This is a genomic window from Variovorax sp. ZS18.2.2 (genome assembly GCF_024701975.1).
In the GTDB taxonomy this organism is placed as follows: Bacteria; Pseudomonadota; Gammaproteobacteria; order Burkholderiales; family Burkholderiaceae_C; genus Variovorax.
The window spans coordinates 224,446-246,261 of sequence record NZ_JANLNM010000007.1 but is presented as its reverse complement, the minus strand read 5'-3'; the positions used below and the strand labels follow the sequence as shown (position 1 = coordinate 246,261).

General features: G+C 69.5%; 6 protein-coding genes. All 6 read left to right on the top strand.

Annotation, left to right across the window (positions count from 1 at the left end; genetic code table 11):
- The first annotated feature begins 93 nt into the window (after positions 1-93).
- The 6 genes from yaaA to NU688_RS24825 all read left to right on the top strand — a co-directional run bounded on the left by yaaA (position 94) and on the right by NU688_RS24825 (position 21,731).
- Positions 94-876 carry a peroxide stress protein YaaA gene (gene yaaA, locus NU688_RS24850; RefSeq protein WP_257863493.1) on the top strand — a complete coding sequence of 261 codons (783 nt, stop codon included), beginning with the start codon at positions 94-96 and terminating at the stop codon, positions 874-876.
- Entirely contained in the window at positions 876-1,718 is an 843-nt protein-coding gene (locus NU688_RS24845) for a 2OG-Fe(II) oxygenase (RefSeq protein WP_257863492.1), read from the top strand. Before yaaA ends, NU688_RS24845 begins: the two co-directional genes overlap by 1 nt.
- Positions 1,719-1,735: 17 nt before the next feature.
- On the top strand, positions 1,736-2,659 hold the full coding sequence (locus NU688_RS24840; protein WP_257863491.1) for an alpha/beta fold hydrolase: 924 nt from the start codon (positions 1,736-1,738) through the stop codon (positions 2,657-2,659).
- A complete protein-coding gene (queF, locus tag NU688_RS24835) occupies positions 2,656-3,531 on the top strand; it encodes an NADPH-dependent 7-cyano-7-deazaguanine reductase QueF (RefSeq protein ID WP_257863490.1) in 876 nt (291 codons plus the stop codon). The genes NU688_RS24840 and queF overlap by 4 nt, the downstream gene beginning before the upstream one ends.
- A gap of 738 nt (positions 3,532-4,269) precedes the next feature.
- Positions 4,270-5,652, top strand: a complete 1,383-nt coding sequence (locus NU688_RS24830) for an MFS transporter (protein WP_257863489.1) — start codon at positions 4,270-4,272, stop codon at positions 5,650-5,652.
- Positions 5,649-21,731 carry a non-ribosomal peptide synthase/polyketide synthase gene (locus NU688_RS24825; RefSeq protein WP_257863488.1) on the top strand — a complete coding sequence of 5,361 codons (16,083 nt, stop codon included), beginning with the start codon at positions 5,649-5,651 and terminating at the stop codon, positions 21,729-21,731. The genes NU688_RS24830 and NU688_RS24825 overlap by 4 nt, the downstream gene beginning before the upstream one ends.
- Positions 21,732-21,816 lie beyond the last annotated feature (85 nt).

The window sequence follows — 21,816 nt, the reverse complement described above, 5'->3', positions numbered from 1 at the left end:
GGCGCCTTCGGGGGCGCCGCGTGGGGACAGGTGGGACAGCCGGCGATTTTACCGGGGCGACTTGGTGACACAGGCGCCACTCATAATTCCGGGATGCTCTTCCTGCTTTCCCCTGCAAAGTCGCTGGACTACGACACTCCGGTTCCCCCTGAAGTCCCCGCCACCCAACCCCATTTCGAAAGCTCCCGAGGCCCCTCGGTCGAATTGATCAAGATCCTGCGCGAGAAATCGCCGCTCGAGATCTCCGAGCTCATGCACCTGTCGGACAAGCTCTCCGCGCTCAACGCGGCGCGCTACGAGGCCTGGTCCTCCAAGGGCACCGCGAAGAACGCCCGCCAGGCCGCCTTCGCGTTCGACGGCGACGTCTACGGCGGCCTCGATGCCCGCAGCTTCACGCCCGCGCAACTGGCGTGGGCGCAAGACCACGTCTGCATCCTGAGCGGCCTCTATGGCCTCTTGCGCCCGCTCGACCGCCTGCAGCCCTACCGGCTCGAAATGGGCACCCAGCTGGCCAACCGCCACGGCAAGGACCTGTACGCCTTCTGGGGCTCGCGCATCGCCGAGCACCTGAACGAGCGCCTCGCGGCCGACCGCACGCCGGTGGTCGTCAACGTGGCCTCGCAGGAGTACTTCAAGTCGGTCGACCAGTCAGTGCTCAAGGCCCGCGTGGTCGAATGCGTGTTCCAGGAGTGGAAGGGCGACAAGTACAAGATCGTGAGCTTCTTCGCCAAGCGCGCGCGCGGCCTGCTCGCGCGCTGGGCCGTGCAGCACAAGGCGGCCACGCCCAAGGCGCTGGAAAAGTTCGATCTCGAGGGTTATGGTTTCGACGCAACCGTGTCGACAGCCGAAAGGCTGGTGTTCAGGAGAAAAGTCTGATGTCCCAACCGATCAGTCCGGAGCTGCGCGAATGGCTGGTTGCCCAGCTGGCGGCCGGTCATTCGGTGCCTGCACTGCGTGCGTCGATGCGCGCGGCCGGCTGGCACGATGCGGCCGCCGACGTGGCGCTGGCCCAGCTGGAGGCCGGCTTTCCCAATGTCGAGGTGGCGCTGGCGCCGGTGCGCACCGAGATGCCGGGTCCCGATCTCGATGGCGCGCCGCTTTATCTCGATGCCGGCGACCGCCGTATTCAGGTGCTGCAAACGATGCGGCATCCGCGCGTCATCGTCTTCGGCAACCTGCTGTCGGTCGAGGAGTGCGAGGGGCTGATCGCCGCGGCGCGCGTGCGGCTCGCGCGTTCGCTCACCGTGGAAACACGCACCGGCGGCGAGGTGCTCAACATCGACCGCACCAGCGACGGCATGTTCTTCGAGCGCGGCGAGAACGAGATCGTCGCGCGGCTGGAGCAGCGCCTGGCCATGCTGCTGCGCTGGCCGCTCGAATACGGCGAAGGCTTGCAGATCCTGCGCTATGCACCCGGTGCCCAGTACCGCCCGCACTACGACTACTTCGACCCGAACGAGCCTGGCACGCCCACCATCCTGAAACGCGGCGGCCAGCGCGTGGCCACGCTCGTGATGTACCTGCAGGAGCCCGAGCAGGGCGGCGCCACCACCTTCCCCGACGTGGGGCTCGAAGTGGCGCCCGTGCGCGGCACCGGCGTCTTCTTCAGCTACGACCGGCCCGATCCGGTCACCCGCACGCTGCACGGCGGCGCGCCGGTGCTGGCCGGCGAGAAGTGGGTTGCCACCAAGTGGCTGCGAGAGCGCGAATTCAAATAAAGAACAACAAGGACCTGATGAAAGTCACCGCCAACGGGCTGCAGATCGAAGTCGACGACACCGGAGGCGAAGGGCGCCCCGTCATCCTGCTCATCATGGGCCTGGGCATGCAGCTGGTGGCATGGCCCACCGCCTTCGTGCAGCAACTGGTCGACGCGGGCTTTCGCGTGGTGCGCCACGACAACCGCGACATTGGCCTGAGCCAGGGCTTCGACCATGCAGGCGTCGGCAACATCGTGTGGGAAACCATCCGCCACCGGCTCGGCCTGAAGGTGCGCTCGGCGTACACGCTGCAGGACATGACGCACGATTCGATCGGCGTGCTCGATGCATTGGGCATCGCCAGGGCGCACATCGTCGGCGCCTCGATGGGCGGCATGATCGCGCAGCGCCTGGCCGCCACGGCGCCGGAGCGCACCGCCAGCCTCGTGAGCATCATGAGTTCGAGCGGCGCGCGCGGCCTGCCCGGCCCGCGCCGTGAAGTGGGCACCATGCTCATGCGCAGGCCCCTGGGCAAGGGCGAAGCCGAGCTCGTGGCGCACAGCATCAAGCTGCTGCGGCTGATCCAGAGCCCGGCCTATCCGCAGACCGACGAAGAACTGGCCGAGCGCCTCACCTTCAGCATGCGCCGCGCCTACCACCCGGCCGGGCTGATGCGGCAGATGCTTGCCATCGGCGCCGACGACGACCGACCCAATGTGCTCGCGCGCATCCAGCGCCCGACGCTGGTGCTGCACGGCGAAGCCGATGCGCTCGTGCCCATCGCCTGCGGCAAGGATTCGGCTGCGCGCATCCCGGGTTCGACATTCATCTCCGTGCCCGGCATGGGCCACGACCTGCCGCCCGAGGTCTGCACCATCCTCGCCAACCACATCGCCCCGTTCGCCCATGCTGCCGATGCCGCCACGAACGCGGTCCTCGCCAAGGACAAGACGCCATGAGCCTCGACAACCACCCGGACAACCCCAACACCCCCGAGCAATCGCAGCTCGGCCGCGCCTCGGCCTACGCCGACAGATACGACCCGTCGCTGCTCTTCCCCATCGCCCGCGCCACGCAGCGCGAGGCCATGGGCATCAAGAGCGATGCGCTGCCCTTCTTCGGCGCCGACCTCTGGACCGCCTTCGAGGTGAGCTGGCTCAATCCGCGCGGCAAGCCGCAACTGGCCATCGCACACTTCACCATCCCCTGCGAGACGCCCAACATCATCGAGAGCAAGTCGTTCAAGCTGTACCTCAACAGCTTCAACAACAGCACCTTCGCGAGCATCGATGCGGTGCGCGAGCACCTGCGCACCGACCTGGCCGAAGCCGCCTGGCGCGGCAGCGACCAATCGGCCGGCATCGGCGTGAAGCTGCTCACGCCCGACCTGTTCGACCGCGAACCGGTGCACGAGATCGACGGCCTCGATCTCGACCGGCTCGACATCGAATGCACGCACTACCAGCCCGCGCCCGAGCTGCTCACGAGCGACACCACGCAGGTGCATGTGAACGAAACCCTCACCAGCCGCCTGCTCAAGAGCAACTGCCTCGTGACCGGCCAGCCCGACTGGGGCAGCGTGCAGATCCGCTACAGCGGCCCGCCGATCGATCAGGCCGGGCTGCTCGCGTACATCGTGAGCTTTCGCAACCACAACGAGTTCCACGAGCCGTGCGCCGAGCGGATGTTCACGGACATCTGGAGCCGCTGCAAACCGACCAAGCTCGCGGTGTACGCGCGCTACACGCGGCGCGGCGGGCTGGACATCAACCCGTTCCGCACGAGCTGGCCGCAGGCGCTGCCGGCGAACATCCGCACGGCGCGGCAATAGCCTCGGCAACCGCGCGCAGCGGTTGAACCCCCAGCGAACCTGAGCCACCCGCCTCATGGCGTCTGCTGCCGGCTGCAACGGCCGGCGGCTTGTGCTTGCGCGCCCGGATGCGCGAAAAGACCCGGTATTTCGAGGGATTTGGCCTTCAGTCAAAAGGCCCAATACGTCTTGTTGAAATTGTGACCTGGTCGTGTCGTCGCGTTCCATCGAAATGGAACGAATCTTCTTAATTCGCACGATGCCATTCCGGCGTTTTCGCGAATTTGCTCCAACAAATTAAAACAATACGTCGTTTATTGCGAACGACCTCGGCGAATATCGCCGGGCTCCGCCGCACCCGGATACCGGTGTCTCGTGGCCATCTGAACACGCAGCAGGAATCCGGGATTGCGTTTCGAATTAGACTGAGTTCCCTCTGTCGACGCCGTGCATTCATGCTGCGGCGCGAATTGAAACAGAAAGAGTCCTTGTAATTCATTTGGTGACTCTATTCCGAAGTTCTCATTGTGTACGCGCCAACAAATTTAAACATAAACACTGCGTTATTCATGTTATTTGCCGCGCTTGCGAGGCTGGCGTTGCCACAGTGAATCGAAATGGAACGAATTTTCTTAATCGATGGGTCAACATTGTTTCAAGGCTTCCCATCATGTCCAACTCCAATAATTCAAATATTGCGCCATTTGTATTAATCGTCCCCGCGCTTCATTGAGCGTGGGAATCCAGAGAGCGCACGCCATGCAGGAAGCGACCGTGGAAGCCGCAGCGACTTCGACCCGCGACGAACCGGTCACCCCGCTGCAACCTCTGTTGCGTGCGCGATCGACGTTCGCGCTGCTGTGGCTGAGCGAGACGGCCTTCGATCTCGGCACCACGCTGGTCAGCTTCGCGGTGGGCGTGTGGATCTTCTCCCGCACCGGCTCCGCGCAGGACTATTCGTTCTCGGTGCTGGCCGCCGCGCTGGCGGCGATGCTGGTCACGCCGTTCGCCGGCGCGCTGGCCGATCGGCATGACCGGCGCTGGGTGGTGCTGTCGTGCGATGTCGCCGCCATCGTCGGCACGTTCGCGATCGTGCTGGCCTTGATGTCCGGCCGGCTCGGCATCGGCGCGCTGTATGCCTACGCCGCGGTCGCGGCGGCGGTCGGCGCGCTGCGGCGGCCGGCGATCCGGGTGGCGGTCAGCCGCTTCGTGCCCAGGGACCGCTTCGCGCAGGTCGGCGGGCTGACCGGCATTTCGCGCGCGCTGGTGCAGGTCGGCGCGCCCGCCGCGGCCGGCTTCCTGATGGCGCGGACGGGCCTGCAGGGCGTCATGGCGACGCAGCTGTGCCTGCTGCTGGCCGGCGCCGCGCTGGTGTTCGCGGCCCTGACCCGGGCCGGCAGCGACGTGCGCGGCGGGCCGCGCGCCGGCGACCCGCCCGTCCGCACATCGCCGTGGGCCAGCCTTGCCGGCGCGCTGGCGTACCTGCGCGAGCAGCCGCTGATGGCCGCCTTGCTGGGCTACGGCGCGCTGGTGCAGTGCCTGCTGGTGCTGGCAACGACGCTGGTCACGCCGCTGGTGCTGTCCACGCATTCGAGCGACGTGCTGGGCCTGGTGATGTCGGTCGGCATCGCCGGTGGCCTGCTCGGTTCGGTCCTGGTCGCCACCGCCTTCATTCGCCACGGGCTGATGCGATGGGTGCTGGCCTGCGACGCGGTGCAGTGCGCGGCGGTGCTGGCCGCCGGCTGCGCGACCACGCCGGCCTGGTGGTGCGCGGCGGCGTTCGTGTGCCTCTTCTGCGGCAGCACCTCGGTGGCGTGCTCGCATGCGCTGTGGATGCGCAAGGCGCCGATGGGCCGGCAGGGAAGCGTGTTCGCGCTGATCACCGCGTCCAACATGGGGGTGATGTGCGTGGTGCTGCTGGCCGGCGGCTGGCTCGCCGACGCGGTGCTGGAGCCGGCGCTGCGCCCGGGCGGCGCCCTGGCCGCCACGGTCGGCGCATGGTTCGGCACCGGGCCGGGCCGGGGCATCGGCTTCCTGTTCTTCGTGAGCGGCGCGATCGGCCTGGTGCTGACCGTTCTCGCGCTCGGCCACCGGCGCCTGCGCCGGCTCGAAACGCTGGTGCCGGACGGCAGCGGGCCATGAGCAGCGAACTCCTCCATCCCCTGAGCTCGCCCCAGCAGGCGGTCTGGCTCGACCAGTCGCTCGCGCCGGACCTGCCCTGCTACAACATCGGCGTCGCAACCCGCCTGGAGGGGCCGACCGACCCCGACCGGCTGGAGGCCGCGATCCGTGCGGTCGCCGGGCGCCACCAGGCGCTGCGCACCGTGCTCGAGCGTGGCGCCAGCGGGGTGATGCAACGCTTCGCCGAGACGGTGGACGCACCGCTGCAGCGCTTCGATTTCAGCAGCCAGGCCGATCCGGAGGCGAGCGCCTGGGCGCACATGCGCGCCGCCTTCCTCGCCCCGTTCGCGCTGTACGGCCAGCGGCTGTGGCGCATGCAATGGCTGCAGGTCGCGCCCGGGCGCGGCTACTGGCTCGGGTGCTTCCATCACCTGGTCGCGGACGGCTGGTCGGTGTCGCTGATCGGCAATGCCGTGGCCGACGCCTACAACCGGCTCGGGCGCGGCGAGCCGGCGGTCGGCGGCGATGTTCATGAGGACGCCGATTACGCCGACTACGCCGACTTCATCCGCAAGGACGCCGAGTACCTGGCCTCGCCGCGCTACGCCGCCGATCGCGCCTTCTGGCTGCATCGCCATTCGCGCCTGGCCGCACCGCTGTTCGAGGCCGCGCAGCGCGGCCGCATCGGCCGCAAGGTCGCGCAGGCCGTCTGGCTGCTGGACCGCGCCGACCACGACCGCCTTGGCGAAGTGGCCGCGGCCGAGGGCGCATCGAGCACGCATTTCCTCGCGGCGTTGCTGGCGGTGTACTTCGCGCGCTGGAGTGGACGCGAAGACGACGAAGTGGTGATCGGCATGCCGGTGCACAACCGCACCGGCGCGGCGCAAAGGCGCATGCCCGGCATGTTCTCCGGCGCGATTCCCGTCGGCATCGCGGTCGATCCCGAGGAGACTTTTGCGCAGACGCTGCGCCGCGTCGCTGGCGAGCTCAAGCAGTGCTACCGCCACCAGCGCTATCCGCTGGCCGACCTGCACCGCGAACTGCTGGCCGGGGTGGGCGAGCGCCGCGGGCTGTTCGACCTGTCGCTGTCGGTCGAGTCCTTCCAGGGCGACCTGGGGTTCGAAGGCATCCGCACCTCGGTGCTTCCGCTGCACAACGGCCATGAGCGCCAGCCGCTGGCGGTGTACGTGCGCGACTACGAGCACGGGCGCCCGGTGCACATCGAGTTCAACCACGACCCGGCGCTGTTCTCCGCAGAGGAGATGGCCGCGCATCTGCGGCGGCTGCAGGGCCTGTGCCGCGCCGCGTTCGATGCGCCGGACACGCGCGTGCGCGACCTGCCGCTGATGGACGCGGCCGAGCGCGAACTCGTCGTGCACGGCTTCAACCGGCCGCGGCTCGACACCGGTGCGCCGTCGTTGATTCACGCGTTGTTCGAGCGGCAGGCCAGGCAACAACCCGATGCGGTCGCGGTGCAGTTCGACGGCCAACGGCTGAGCTATGGCGAACTCAACCGGCGCGCCAACCAGCTGGCCCATCACCTGCGAGCGCTCGGCGTCGGTCCGGACGATCTGGTCGCGATCGGCCTTGCGCGCGGGCTCGGCATGGTGGTCGCGATCCTGGCCACGCTCAAGGCCGGCGGCGCCTACGTGCCGCTGGACCCGGTGTATCCGGACGAGCGCCTGGCGCACACGCTGCGCGACAGCGCGCCGGTGGTGTTGCTCGGCGACATTGCCTTGCTCGATCGCCTGCAGACGCCAGCGTCATGCAGGCGGGTGAACCTCGACCAGCAGGCACCGTGGGCCGATGCGCCCGCCGGCAACCCGCATGTCGAAGGGCTCGCGCCATCGCACCTGGCCTACGTGATCTACACCTCCGGCTCGACCGGGCTGCCCAAGGGCGTGATGGTCGAACACGCGCAGGTCAGCCGCCTGTTCGATGCGACCCGGGCATGGTTCGATTTCGGCCGGGGCGACGTGTGGACCCTGTTCCATTCCTTCGCTTTCGATTTCTCGGTGTGGGAACTGTGGGGCGCGCTGATCCACGGCGGGCGCCTGGTCGTGGTGCCGCACGCGGTCAGCCGCGCGCCGGCGGAGTTCCATCGCCTGGTGTGCGAGCAGGGCGTGACCGTGCTCAACCAGACGCCGGGCGCGTTCCGCCAGTTCGCCGCTGCCGCCTGCCAGGCCGGCTCGCCGGAGCTGCCGCGGCATGCGCTGCGCCATGTCGTCCTCGGCGGCGAGGCGCTGGACATGGCAGCGCTCGGGCCCTGGTATGCGGAGGAGCGCAACGCGGCCACGCGCCTCGTCAACATGTACGGCATCACCGAGACCACGGTGCACGTCACTTGCCGCGTGCTGGAACCGGCCGACGCAGGGCGCACCGGGGCGAGCCCGATCGGCGTGCGCATTCCCGACCTGAGCGTGTACGTGCTCGACCCGGAGGGCCGGCCGCTGCCGGTCGGCTGCACGGGCGAGATGTACGTCGGCGGCGCCGGCGTCGCGCGCGGTTATCTGCGGCGGCCCGAACTGGATGCGCAGCGCTTCGTGCCCGATCCGTTCGGCGGCGTGCCGGGCGCGCGCATGTACCGCACCGGCGACCTGGGCCGTTACCTCGCCGATGGCAGCCTGGCATACATCGGCCGCAACGACCAGCAGGTCAAGGTCCGCGGCTTCCGCATCGAACTGGGCGAGATCGAGGCGCAGTTGATGCGGCGCGATGGTGTCGCCGACGCGGTCGCCATCGCGCGCGAGGACATGCCCGGCGACACGCGCCTGGTCGCCTACCTCGTTGCCGGGGCCGCGTTCGATCCATCCGCTGCGCGCGCCGCCTTGCGCGAGCACCTGCCGGACCACATGGTCCCGGCCGCCTTCGTCGTGCTGGATGCGCTGCCGCTCACGCCGAACGGCAAGCTCGATCGCCGGGCACTGCCGGCGCCCGACCCTCGCGCGTGGCAGCACCGCGACCACGCGCCGGCACAAGGCGCGACCGAAGCGGCGCTGGCCCGGCTGTGGGCCGACGTGCTCGGCGTCGAACGGGTCGGCCGCCACGACAACTTCTTCGAGCTCGGCGGCCATTCGATCCTCGCCGTGCAACTGGTCGAGCGCATGCAGCGCGAAGGCCTGGAGCTGGAGATCCGCCACCTGTTCGCCGAGCCGACGCTGAGCGCGCTCGCGGCGCGCGTGACACAGGCCGGACAGGCCGGGCAGGCCGGGCAGGGCGCGGCGCCGGTGCCGGCCAATGCGATCCCCGCACGGTGCGAGCGCATCACGCCGCAGATGCTGCCGCTCGTGCCACTGAGCCAGGCGCAGATCGATCGGATCGTCGATGGCGTTTCCGGCGGCGCGCGCAACGTGCAGGACATCTATCCGCTCGCGCCGCTGCAGGAAGGCATCCTGTTCCACCACCTGTTGCAGGGCGAGGGCGATGCCTACGTGTTGCCGGCGCTGCTGCGCTTCGACGACCGCCAACGCCTCGACCGCTTCATGGCCGCGTTGCAGCAGGTGATCGCGCGCCACGACATCCTGCGCACGGCCGTGCAGTGGGAAGGGCTGGACGCGCCGGTGCAGGTGGTCTGGCGCCACGCTGCGCTGATGCTGCAGGAACTGCACGTCGACCCGGCCGGTGGCGACGTGCAGGCGCAGTTGCAGGCCCGTGCCGATGCGCGGCAGGTGCGCCTGGACCTGCGCCGCGCACCGATGCTGCAGGCCCATGCGGCGTTCGACCCGGTGTCGGGGCGCTGGCTGCTGCAGCTGCTGCACCATCACCTGACGCTGGACCACACCACCACCGAGCTGATCCTGCACGAGGTGGTGGCGCTGCTGCAGGGGCGCGGCGAGGCCCTGCCGCCACCGGTGCCGTTCCGCGAATTCGTTGCGCGCTCGCGCCAGGGCGTGAGCGCGGCGGAGCACGAGGCGTTCTTTGGCGCGATGCTCGGCGATGTCGATGAGCCGACCGCGCCCTTCGGTTTGCTCGACGTGCAGGGCGACGGCTCGCAGGTCGAGCAGGCACGCCTGACCTTGCCGCCGGCGTTGTCGGCGCGGCTGCGCGCGCTGGCCATGCGCCATGGCGTGGGCGCGGCCAGCCTGTTCCATCTGGCCTGGGCCCGGGTGCTGGCCCTGTGCAGCGGGCGCGACGATGTCGTCTTCGGCACGGTGCTGTTCGGCCGCATGCAGGGCGGCGCGGGCATCGACCGCGCGATGGGCATGTTCATCAACACGCTGCCGGTGCGCATCGCGCTGGGCGGGCGCGGGGTGGCAGAGGGACTGCGCGAGACGCACGTGGCGCTGAGCGGGCTGCTGCGCCATGAGCATGCCTCGCTGACGCTGGCCCAGCGTTGCAGCAGCCTGGCGCCGAACACACCGATGTTCTCGGCGCTGCTCAACTACCGCCACAGCCGCAGCGAGGGTTTCGGCGACACCGAGATCGCCGCGGGCATGCACTACCTTGGCGGCCGCGATCTCACCAATTACCCGTTCAGCCTGTACGTCGACGATCTGGGTGGGGATTTCGTGCTGACTGCCGAGATCCATGCTTCGGTGTCGGCCGGGCGCGTCGCGGGGTTCATGCAGCAGGCGTTGCAAGCCTTTGCGCAGGCTTTGGAAGAAGCGCCCGATACGCCGCTGCTGGCGCTCGATGTGCTGCCTGCCGAGGAACGCGAGCGCGTGCTCCACGGCTTCAACGACACGAGCTGCGAATACACCGCACCGGCCTTGGTGCACGAAGCCTTCGAGCAGCAGGCGGCGGCGCATCCGGATCGCATCGCGTTGGAACTCGATGGCGCACAGCTGAGCTACCGCGACCTCAACGAGCAGGCGAACCGATTGGCGCGGCACCTGTGCCGGCTGGGGGTGGGCCCGGACGACCGCGTGGCGATCTGCGCCGAGCGCAGTCTTGCGATGGGGGTGGCGATCCTGGCCACGCTCAAGGCCGGTGGTGCCTGTGTGCCGCTCGATCCGACGTACCCCGATGAGCGTCTGGCGCAGATGCTGCGCGACAGCGAGCCGGTGGTGGTGCTGAGCCAGCGCGGATTGGCAGCGCGACTCGATGCGACTTCAGTCCTGCTGGACGATGCCGAGCCCGCGTGGGCCAACGCATCCATGGCCAATCTGCACGCGAACGAACTGGGCCTGCGCCCCGAGCACCTGGCCTACGTGATCTACACCTCCGGCTCGACCGGTGTGCCCAAGGGCGTGGCGATGCCGCACCGTGGCCTGGTCAACCTGCTGGCCTGGCAGCGCGAGCAGTTGCCCGAGCCCGCGCGCACGCTGCAGTTCGCTGCATTGGGTTTCGACGTCGCCTTCCAGGAGATCTTCAGCACGCTCGCTGGCGGTGGCACCTTGGTGCTGCTGCACGAAGCGCTGCGTCAAGACCTGCCGGCTCTGGCCGAATGGCTGGCCGAAGAGTCGATCGAGCGCATGTTCCTGCCGTACATCGCGCTGAACAACCTGAGCGAACTCTGGTCGCAGCGCAGCGCGCCGCTGCTGATGCTGCGGGATGTCATCACGGCAGGAGAGCAACTCAGGATCACGCCGGCGATCCGTCGCATGTTCGAGAGGCACCCTCAGGCGCGGCTGCACAACCACTACGGGCCGACCGAAACGCACGTGGTCAGCGCGCACACCTTGAGCGGGCAGCCGGAGCAATGGGAAGACCTGCCGTCGATTGGCCGGCCGATCGGCAACAGCCGCATTTACGTGCTGGACGCGCAGCACCAGCCGGTGCCGGTTGGCGTTGTCGGCGAGTTGTACCTGGGTGGAGTCCAGGTTGCGCGGGGTTATCTGGCGCAGCCCGACCTCACCGAAGCGCGTTTCCTCACCAATCCGTTCGACGGTGCACGCATGTACCGAAGCGGTGACCTGGGCCGCTGGCGTGCCGACGGCAGCATCGAATACGTTGGACGCAACGACCATCAAGTGAAGATCCGCGGCTACCGCATCGAGCTGGGTGAGATCGAAGCGCAGTTGGTGCGTGTGGACGGCGTGCGCGAGGCCGCAGTGCTCGCACGCGAAGACCAGCCCGGCGACAAGCGCTTGGTCGCGTATCTCGTCGGTCAAGCCGATGCCGCGCAACTGCGCGCACAGCTGGGCCAGCACTTGCCGGACTACATGGTCCCGGTGGCCTACGTGGTGCTGGATGCATTGCCGCTGACACCGAACGGCAAGCTCGACCGCAAGGCGCTGCCCGCGCCCGAGGGAGATGCGTTCGGTCAGGGTGCCTACGCAGCACCGCAAGGCGAAATCGAGCAGGCCCTCGCCGAAATCTGGTCTCAACTGCTGGGCGTTGAGCGGGTCGGCCGCAACGACGACTTCTTCCAACTCGGCGGCCACTCCTTGTTGGCCATCCGGCTGCTCGACCAACTGGGCCGACGCGGTTGGTCGGCCGACATCCGCTCGCTGTTCACGCATCCGAAGCTGGCGGCCCTGGCCGCGACGATCCGGCACGACGATGCGGTGGCCGTGCCGCCCCCTCTGATTCCCCCCGGCTGCACTGCGATCGAACCCGCGATGCTGACGCTGGTCGATCTCGACGCAGCCGCGATCGCGCGGATCGTCCAGGCCACGCCCGGCGGCGCGGCCAACATCCAGGACATCTATCCGCTCGCGCCGTTGCAGCAGGGCATCCTGTTCCACCACCTGCTGGAGCGCGACACCGACACCTATGTGCTGCCGACGCTGCTCGAGTTCGACAGCAGGCCGCGCATGGACCGTTTCATCGCGGCCCTGTCGCAGGTGATCGAACGCCACGACATCCTGCGCACCGCGGTCCATTGGGAGAACCTGAGCGAGCCCGTGCAGGTCGTGTGGCGGCGTGCCGGCTTCGCTGTGGACACGCTGACGTTGGCGCCGGGTACGGGCACCGCGGCCGGGCGCCTGCGCGCGCATCCGCAAGTGCGCGGCCTGCGCATCGACGTACGGCGCGCGCCGATGCTGCATGGCGTTGCCGCGCGCGACGAGGCCAGCGGGCGCTGGCTGCTGCTGCTGTCCTATCACCACCTCGTGATGGACCACACCACCCTGGAGCGGCTGGTGGAGGAGATCGATGCGATCGAGCGCGGCTCCGCCGCCGGGTTGCCGCCGCCGGTGCCGTTCCGCAACTTCGTCGCAGAGGCGCGCCATGGCGTGAGCGCGGCGGAGCACGAGGCGTTCTTCGGCGCGATGCTCGGCGATGTCGATGAGCCGACCGCGCCCTTCGGTCTGCTCGACGTGCAGGGCGACGGCTCGCAGATCGAGCAGGCGCGCGTCACGCTGCCGCAGGCGCTTTCGGCGCGGCTGCGCGCGCTGGCCATGCGCCACGGCGTGGGCGCGGCCAGCCTGTTCCATCTGGCCTGGGCCCGGGTGCTGGCCCTGTGCAGCGGGCGCGACGATGTCGTCTTCGGCACGGTGCTGTTCGGCCGCATGCACGGCGGCACTGGCTCCGATCGCGCGGTCGGCATGTTCATCAATACGCTGCCGATGCGGATTGCGCTGGCCGGGCGCGGGGCGGTGCAGGGCCTGCGCGAGACCCATGCGGCATGGAGCGGACTGCTGCGCCACGAACATGCGCCGCTGGTGCTGGCCCAGCGTTGCAGCGCGATGCCGGCGCAGGTGCCGTTGTTCTCTGCATTGCTCAACTACCGGCACAGCCGGGTCGCGCATGCGCAGGTGCTGGATGGCGTGCGATTGCTCGAGGTGCGCGACCGCACCAACTATCCCTTCGGCCTGTACGTCGACGACGACGGGAGCGATTTCGAGTTGACGGTGCAGGTGGATGCCGCGGTGTCGGCCGGGCGAGTCGCGGGGTTCGTGCAGCAGGCGTTGCAAGCCTTTGCGCAGGCTTTGGAAGAAGCACCCGATACGCCGCTGCTGGCGCTCGATGTGCTGCCTGCCGAGGAACGCGAGCGCGTGCTCCACGGCTTCAACGACACGAGCTGCGAATACACCGCACCGGCCTTGGTGCATGAAGCCTTCGAGCAGCAGGCGGCGGCGCATCCGGATCGCATTGCGCTGGAACTCGATGGCGCACAGCTGAGCTACCGCGACCTCAATGAGCAGGCGAACCGATTGGCGCGGCACCTGTGCCGGCTGGGGGTCGGGCCGGACGACCGCGTGGCGATCTGCGTCGAACGCAGCCTGGCGATGGTGGTGGCGATCCTGGCCACGCTCAAGGCCGGCGGTGCCTGCGTGCCACTCGATCCGACGTACCCCGATGAGCGTCTGGCGCAGATGCTGCGTGACAGCGAGCCGGTGGTGGTGCTGAGTCAACACCGACTGATCGAGTGCCTGGCGCTGGGCAATGCAGCCTCGGTCCTGCTGGACGAAGCCGAGCCGGCATGGGCCAACGCATCCACGGCCAATCTGCACGCGAACGAGCTGGGCCTGCGCCCCGAGCACTTGGCCTATGTGATCTACACCTCCGGCTCGACCGGTGTGCCCAAGGGCGTGGCGATGCCGCACCGTGGCCTGGTCAACCTGCTGGCCTGGCAGCGCGAGCAGTTGCCCGAGCCCGCGCGCACGCTGCAGTTCGCTGCATTGGGTTTCGACGTCGCCTTCCAGGAGATCTTCAGCACGCTCGCTGGCGGTGGCACCTTGGTGCTGCTGCACGAAGCGCTGCGTCAAGACCTGCCGGCTCTGGCCGAATGGCTGGCCGAAGAGTCGATCGAGCGCATGTTCCTGCCTTACATCGCGCTGAACAACCTGAGCGAACTCTGGTCACAGCGCAGTGAACCGTTGGCGATGCTGCGGGATGTCATCACGGCAGGAGAGCAACTCAGGATCACGCCGGCGATCCGTCGCATGTTCGAGAGGCACCCGCAGGCGCGGCTGCACAACCACTACGGGCCGACCGAAACCCATGTGGTCAGCGCGCACACTCTGAGTGGTGCGCCCGAAGGGTGGGAAGACCTGCCTCCAATCGGCCAACCCATAGGCAACAGCCGCATTTACGTGCTGGACGCGCAGCGCACTCCGGTGCCGGTGGGCGTCGTTGGCGAGCTGTACCTGGGTGGAGTCCAGGTTGCGCGTGGGTATCTGGCGCAGCCCGACCTCACCGAAGCGCGTTTCCTCACCAACCCGTTCGACGGTGCACGCATGTACCGAAGCGGCGACCTGGGCCGCTGGTGCGCAGACGGCAGCATCGAGTACCTGGGCCGCAACGACCATCAAGTGAAGATCCGCGGCTACCGCATCGAGCTGGGGGAGATCGAAGCGCAGCTGGCTCGCCTGGACGGCGTGCGCGAGGCCGCAGTGCTCGCACGCGAAGACCAGCCCGGCGACAAGCGCTTGGTCGCGTACCTGACAGGGAATGCCGATGCCGCACAACTGCGCGCACAGCTGAGCCAGCACTTGCCGGACTACATGGTCCCGGTGGCCTACGTGGTGCTGGATGCGTTGCCGCTGACACCGAACGGCAAGCTCGACCGCAAGGCGCTGCCAGCGCCCGAGGGTAATGCGTTCGGTCAGCGTGCCTACGCAGCACCGCAAGGCGAGATCGAGCAAGCCCTCGCCGAAATCTGGTCTCAACTGCTGGGCGTCCAGCAGGTCGGCCGCAACGACGACTTCTTCCAACTCGGCGGCCACTCCTTGCTGGCCATCCGATTGATCTCCCGTATCCGCGAACACTTCGACGCCGAACTCGCGCTGGCCACCCTGTTCGCGCACCCGCGCCTGGCCGCACTGGCCCCAAGCGTGGCCGCCGCCGGCCGCAGCGAAATGGCGGCGATCGCACCCGCCGATCGCAGCCGTCCGCTGCCGTTGTCGCCGGCACAGCAGCGCCTGTGGTTCATCGCGGGTGTCGATGCGCAGGCCAGCGTTGCGTACCACATCCCTGGCGCCTTGCGCCTGCGCGGCGCGCTCGACCGCGTGGCCTTGCGCGCCGCGCTGGACCAGGTCGTGGCCCGGCACGAAAGCTTGCGCACGCGCTTCGTTGCGATCGACGGCCAGCCCTGGCAGCACATCGATGCCCCGCACGGTTTCGATCTGCGCGAGCAGGATGCGATCGGTTCGGATGCGGCGCGGATCGAAGCGCTGTGCCGCGAGGCTGCGGCCGAGCCCTTCGATCTCGCGGCGGGTCCACCGATCCGCGGCCTGCTGCTGCGCGTGGCCGACGAAGATCACGTGCTGCTGGTGGTGATGCACCACATCGTCTCCGACGGCTGGTCGCTGAGCGTGCTGATGCGCGAGTTCGCCATCGCCTACAGCGCACGGCGCGATGGGCGAGCGCCCTCTCTGCCTTCGCTGCCGATTCAGTACGCCGACCATGCGGCGTGGCTGCACGAGCACCTGCAAGGCGAGCCTGCACAGGCCCGGCTGCAGGCGTGGGTCGCGCAATTGCAGGGCGCGCCGGCATTGACCGAGCTGCCTTGCGACCGGCCGCGGCCAGCGTTGCAGGACTACCGCGGCGCGAGCTTCGCGGTCGACCTCGACGCCGGCACCACGCAGGCCCTGCGCGCACTCGGCCAGCGCCACGGCGCAACCCTCTACATGGTCGTGCTGGCCGCCTGGGCCGCCGTGGTGGCGCGCTACAGCGGCCAGTCGCAGGTGGTGATCGGCAGTTCGCACGCCGGCCGTGGCCGGGTCGAGATCGAGCCGTTGATCGGCTGCTTCATCAACACCCAGGCGCTGAAGATCACGCTGGACGGCACCCCGACAGTGGCCGACCTGCTGGCCCAGGTGCGCCGCACCGCGTTGCAGGCGCAGGCGCGCGAGGACGTGCCCTTCGAACGCCTGGTCGAGGCGCTGAACCCGCCGCGTTCGATGGCCCACCATCCGGTGTTCCAGCTGATGCTGGCCTGGCACAACACGCCCGCGGTGGCGCTGGAACTGGCCGGCCTTGCCGTCGAACGGGTCGAGAGCCTGCCGGCCGGCGCGCAGTTCGACCTGGCGCTGGACCTGCAGGAAGAGGGCGACCGCATCGCCGGCAAGCTCAACTACGCCACCGCCCTGTTCGACGAGGCCACGGTGCGCCGCCACTGGCGCAGCCTGGTCGCGATGCTGCGCGGCATGGCCGCCGACGAGCGCCGGCCGGTCGATCGCATCGCGTTGCTCGACGCCGACGCGCGTGACCGGCTGCTGCATGCATTCGCCGAAGGCAAGTCGGCACTTCCCGCACACGCTTTCGCGCACGCCGCTTTCGAACACCAGGCCGCGCTGCGGCCGCAGGCCATCGCGCTGGAACACGATGGCGAACGGCTCAGCTACCTCGAACTCGACCGGCGCGCCAACCGGCTCGCCCACCACCTGCGCGGCCTCGGCGTCGGCGCCGAGGGGCGCGTCGCGCTGTGCCTGCCGCGCGGGTTCGACCTGATCGTCGCGGTGCTGGCCACGCTCAAGGCCGGCGCCGCGTATGTGCCGCTCGATCCGTCCCATCCGGACCGTCGGCTGGCCTGGCAGCTGGAGGACTGCGCACCGGCGGTGTTGCTCACTCAAACCGGTCTGCACTCGCGCCTGCACCCGCCCTCGTGCTGCACGACGATCGCGCTCGACGAACCCGCGCCATGGGCGGACGCGCCCACGCATGCGCCCGATCGAAAGGACCTGGCCGACGACGGTTCGCACCTGGCCTATGTGATCTACACCTCCGGTTCCACCGGCACGCCCAAGGGCGTGATGGTCGAGCACCGGCAGCTTTCCCATCAGATCGCGGCACTGCAATCGCTCTACGGCTTCGGTGCCGAAGACCGCGTGCTGCAGTTCTCCGGCCTGAGCTTCGACGTCGCAGGCGAGGAGATCTTCGGCGCGCTCAGCCATGGCGCGACCCTGGTGCTGCGCACCGACGAATGGCTCGCGGAACCCCGGCGCTGGTGCGAACTGTGCGCCGCGCACCGGCTCACCGTCGCCAACCTGCCGACGCTGTTCTGGCAGCGACTGGCCCATGCGCCCGATGCGGTGTTTCCACCGTCGCTGCGCCAGATCGTGATCGGCGGCGATGCGGTCGGCGCCGCCGCGCTCGATGCATGGTGGCAGCGCAGGGGCCATCGCCCCGCGCTGGCCAATGCCTACGGCCCGACCGAGACCACGATCAACGCCACCGTCGCACGTTGCCGCGCCGGGGACTCGCCGCTGAGCATCGGCCATCCGGTGCCCAACGCGCGCGTCCATCTGCTCGATGCGCATGGCGAACCGGTGCCGGTCGGTGTCGTCGGCGAGATATGGATCGGCGGCGCCGGCGTGGCGCGCGGCTATCTGCATCGGCCCGGGTTGACCGCGCAGCGCTTCGTGGCCGATCCGTTCGCAGCGCCGCCGGCGCACGCGCCGACACCGTGCATGTACCGCAGCGGCGACCTCGGCCGCTGGCGCGGCGATGGCTCGATCGAGTTCCTCGGCCGCGACGACCAGCAGGTCAAGATCCGCGGTTTCCGCATCGAACCGGGCGAGGTCGAGGCAGCGCTGATGCGCCTGGACGGCATCCGCGAAGCCGTGGTGATTGCCGCGCAGGGGCCAGACGGGGACAAGCGCCTGCTGGCCTATGTGGTCACGGACCCGGATCGCTCGCCACCCGACGTGGCGCAGTGGCGCGCGCGCCTGGCCGAACACCTGCCCGGGCACATGCTGCCGGCCGCCTTCGTGCGGCTGGACGCGCTGCCGCTCAACGCCAACGGCAAGCTCGACCGCGCCGCGCTGCCCGCACCGGACGACGGGGCCCGCGCGCAACGCAGCTACCAGGCGCCACGGGGTGCGCACGAGCAGGCGCTGGCGCAGATCTGGTCGTCGCTGCTCGGCATCGCGCGCATCGGCCGCGACGACGGCTTCTTCGAGCTGGGCGGGCATTCGCTGCTGGCGGTGCGGATGCTCTCGCAACTGCGCCAGCGCTTTGGCGTGGAGCTGGCGCTGACGACGGTGTTCGCACAGCCGCGGCTCGCGGAACTGGCCGCCGAGATGGCGCGGGCCATACCCATACTCATGCCCTGCGCGATCGATCCTATCGATCCGATCGTGCCGGCGGATCGCAGCGCACCGCTTCTGCTGTCGCACGCGCAACAGCGCCTGTGGTACGTGACCCGGATCGACGCACAGGCCGGCGCGGCCTATCACCTGCCTGCCGCGCTGCGCTTGCGCGGAACCCTGGATCGCATCGCGCTGCAGAACGCGCTGGACCGGATCGCTGCGCGCCACGAGTCGCTGCGCGGGCGCTTCGTCGTCATCGACGGCGAGCCGCGCCAGCGCATCGAACCGGCCCACGGCGTCGCCCTGGGCTACCGCGAACTCGACGGACCTGGCGACAGCGCCTTGCGCGCGTTGTCCTTGCGCGCGTTGTGCCAGGCCGAGGCCGCGGCGCCGTTCGACCTCGCGCGCGACCCGCCGCTGCGCGTGCAGTTGCTGCGCCTGGCCGAAGACGACCACGTGCTGCTGGTCACCATGCACCACATCGTCTCCGATGGCTGGTCGCTCAGCGTGCTGGCGCATGAGTTCTCGGCGCTGTATGGCGCGTTCCGCCGCGGCGAACCCGATCCGCTGCCGGCGTTGCCGGTCCAGTACGGCGACTACGCCGCCTGGCAGCGGCGCCGTCTGCAGGGCGAGGCGCTGCAGCCGCAGTTGCGGTACTGGGTCGAGCGCTTGCGCGATGCACCGCCGCTCATCGGCCTGGCCACCGACCGGCCGCGGCCGCCGCAGCAGGACTACCGCGGCGCCAGCATCGACGTCGGCCTCGACGGGACGCTGACCCGCGAACTGGGCGCGCTGGCACAGCGCCACGGCGTCACCGTGTACATGACCGTGCTGGCGGCGTGGGCGGCGGTGCTGGCGCGGTTGAGCGGCCAGTCGCGGGTGGTGCTCGGCAGCAGCATCGCGGGACGCGACCGGGCCGAGCTCGAACCGTTGATCGGGTTCTTCGTCAATGCGCAGGCGCTGCGCCTGGACATCGACGACGGCATCGATGTCGGCAGCCTGCTGGCCCAGGCCCGGCAGGTCGCGCTGCAGGCCCAGCAACACCGCGACGTGCCGTTCGAGCAGGTGGTCGAGGCGCTCAACCCGACGCGCTCGAGCGCCTTCAACCCGGTCTACCAGGTTCGGCTCGCGTGGCAGAACACGCCGCCCGCGCGGCTGCAACTCGACGGCCTCGAATTCGACAACCTCGCGAGCCACGCCGGCAGCGCGCAGTTCGATCTGTCGCTCGACCTGGAACCGGCCGGCGAACGAATCACCGGCCAGTTCAACTACGCCACGGCCCTGTACGACGAGGCCACGGTGCGGCGTCACTGGCATGCGCTGGTGGCGATGCTGCGCGGCATGGTGGCCGATGCCGCGGCGCCGGTGGACCGGATCGGCCTGATGGCCGGGGACGAACGTGCGCAGGTGCTGCATGCGTTCAATGCCGGCGGAAACACCGACGGCGATGGCCTGCTGCATCGCCTGTTCGAGGCGCAGGCCGCGGCGCAGCCGCGCACGCTGGCGCTCGCGTACGAAGACGACGCGCTCGACTACGGCGAACTCAACCGCCGCGCCAACCGCATCGCCCATCATCTGCGCCGCCTGGGCTTGCGTCCCGACGATCGCGTCGCGCTGTGCCTGGAACGCAGCGTGGACCTGGGCGTCGCGCTGATGGCCACGCTCAAGGCCGGCGGCGCCTGCGTGCCGCTGGACCCGGTGCATCCCGACGACCGCCTCGCCCACATGCTGGCCGACAGCGCACCGGTGGCGGTGCTGACCCACGCCCGCCTGCGCGCGCGGCTGCGGGTGCCCGACGGATGCGCGGTGCTGGTGCTGGACGACGACGCCTCGCCCCCGCGCTGGGCCGATGCGCCCACGCACGATCCCGACCCCGAAGCGGTCGGCCTGGTGCCGGCCCATCTGGCCTATGTGATCTACACCTCGGGCTCGACCGGCGTGCCCAAGGGCGTGATGGTCGAGCACCGCCACGTGCTCAATTTCCTGCGCGGCATGGAACGGCGCATTCACGGCCCGGCGCCGGACTGCCGCCGTGTCGCGTGGAACTCCTCGTTCGGTTTCGACATGGCGGTCAAGGCCTGGGGCCAGCTCGCGTTCGGCCGCAGCGTGTACCTGCTGCCCGAGCGCGCTCGCCTCGATGCGGAGGCTCTGCTCGACTTTCTCGAGCGCCATGCCATCGAGGCGATGGAGTGCACGCCCTCGCACCTGCGCATGCTGCATGCGGCCGGCTTCGGGCAGCGGCGCGCCGCTTCGCTGCGCAAGCTGCTGCTCGGCGGCGAAGCGCTCGATGCCGCGACATGGCAGCGCCTTGCCGAAGCCGACATCGTGCAGTTCCACAACATGTACGGCCCGACCGAATGCAGCGTCGATGCGACCTGCGGCCCGGTCGCGGGCGCGGTGCCGCACATCGGCCGCCCGATGCCGGGTGCGCGCATCTACCTGCTCGATGCGCACGGCGAGCCCGTGCCGATCGGCGTGGCCGGCGAAATCCACATCGGCGGTGCCGGGGTCGCGCGCGGCTACCTGGGGCGGCCGGACCTCACCGCCGAGCGCTTTCTGCCCGATCCGTTCAAAAGCGAGGGCGACGGCGACGGCGGCGCGCGCATGTACCGCACCGGCGACCTCGGCCGCTGGCGCGCCGACGGCAGCATCGCGTACCTGGGGCGCAACGACTTCCAGGTCAAGGTCCGCGGCTACCGCATCGAGCTCGGCGAGATCGAGGCGAGGCTCGCGCGCCTGGACGGTGTGCGCGAAGCCGTCGTGGTCGCGAGCGCCGAGCCGCCCGGCGAGCCGCGCCTCATCGCCTACCTGCTCGCACAGCCGGGCGCTGCCGTGGAGCCCTCGGCGCTGCGCGCGCAACTCGGTGCGCAACTGCCGGACTACATGCTGCCCGGCGCCTACATCGTGCTGGCCGCCTGGCCGCTCAATGCGAACGGCAAGCTAGACCGCAAGGCGCTGCCGCTGCCGGGCGACGACGGCCTTGCACGGCAGGCTTACGCCGCGCCGGCAACCGACATCGAAATCCGCCTCGCGGCGGTGTGGAGCGAGCTGCTCGGTGTCGAGCGGGTCGGCCGCCACGACAACTTCTTCGAACTTGGCGGGCATTCGGCGCTGGCGATCCAGCTGATCCACGCCATGGGTGCGCAGCAACTCCAGGTCGACGTGCAGATGGTGTTCAACGCGCAGACCCTGGCCGACCTTGCCGCCGCCACCGTGCAACTGGAGGAGATCGTTCTATGAGTGCAGCGCAACTGCTCGACACGCTGGCCTCGCGCGGCCTCACCCTGCGCCTGGACGGCGAGCGGCTGGCGCTGCAGGGCGACGC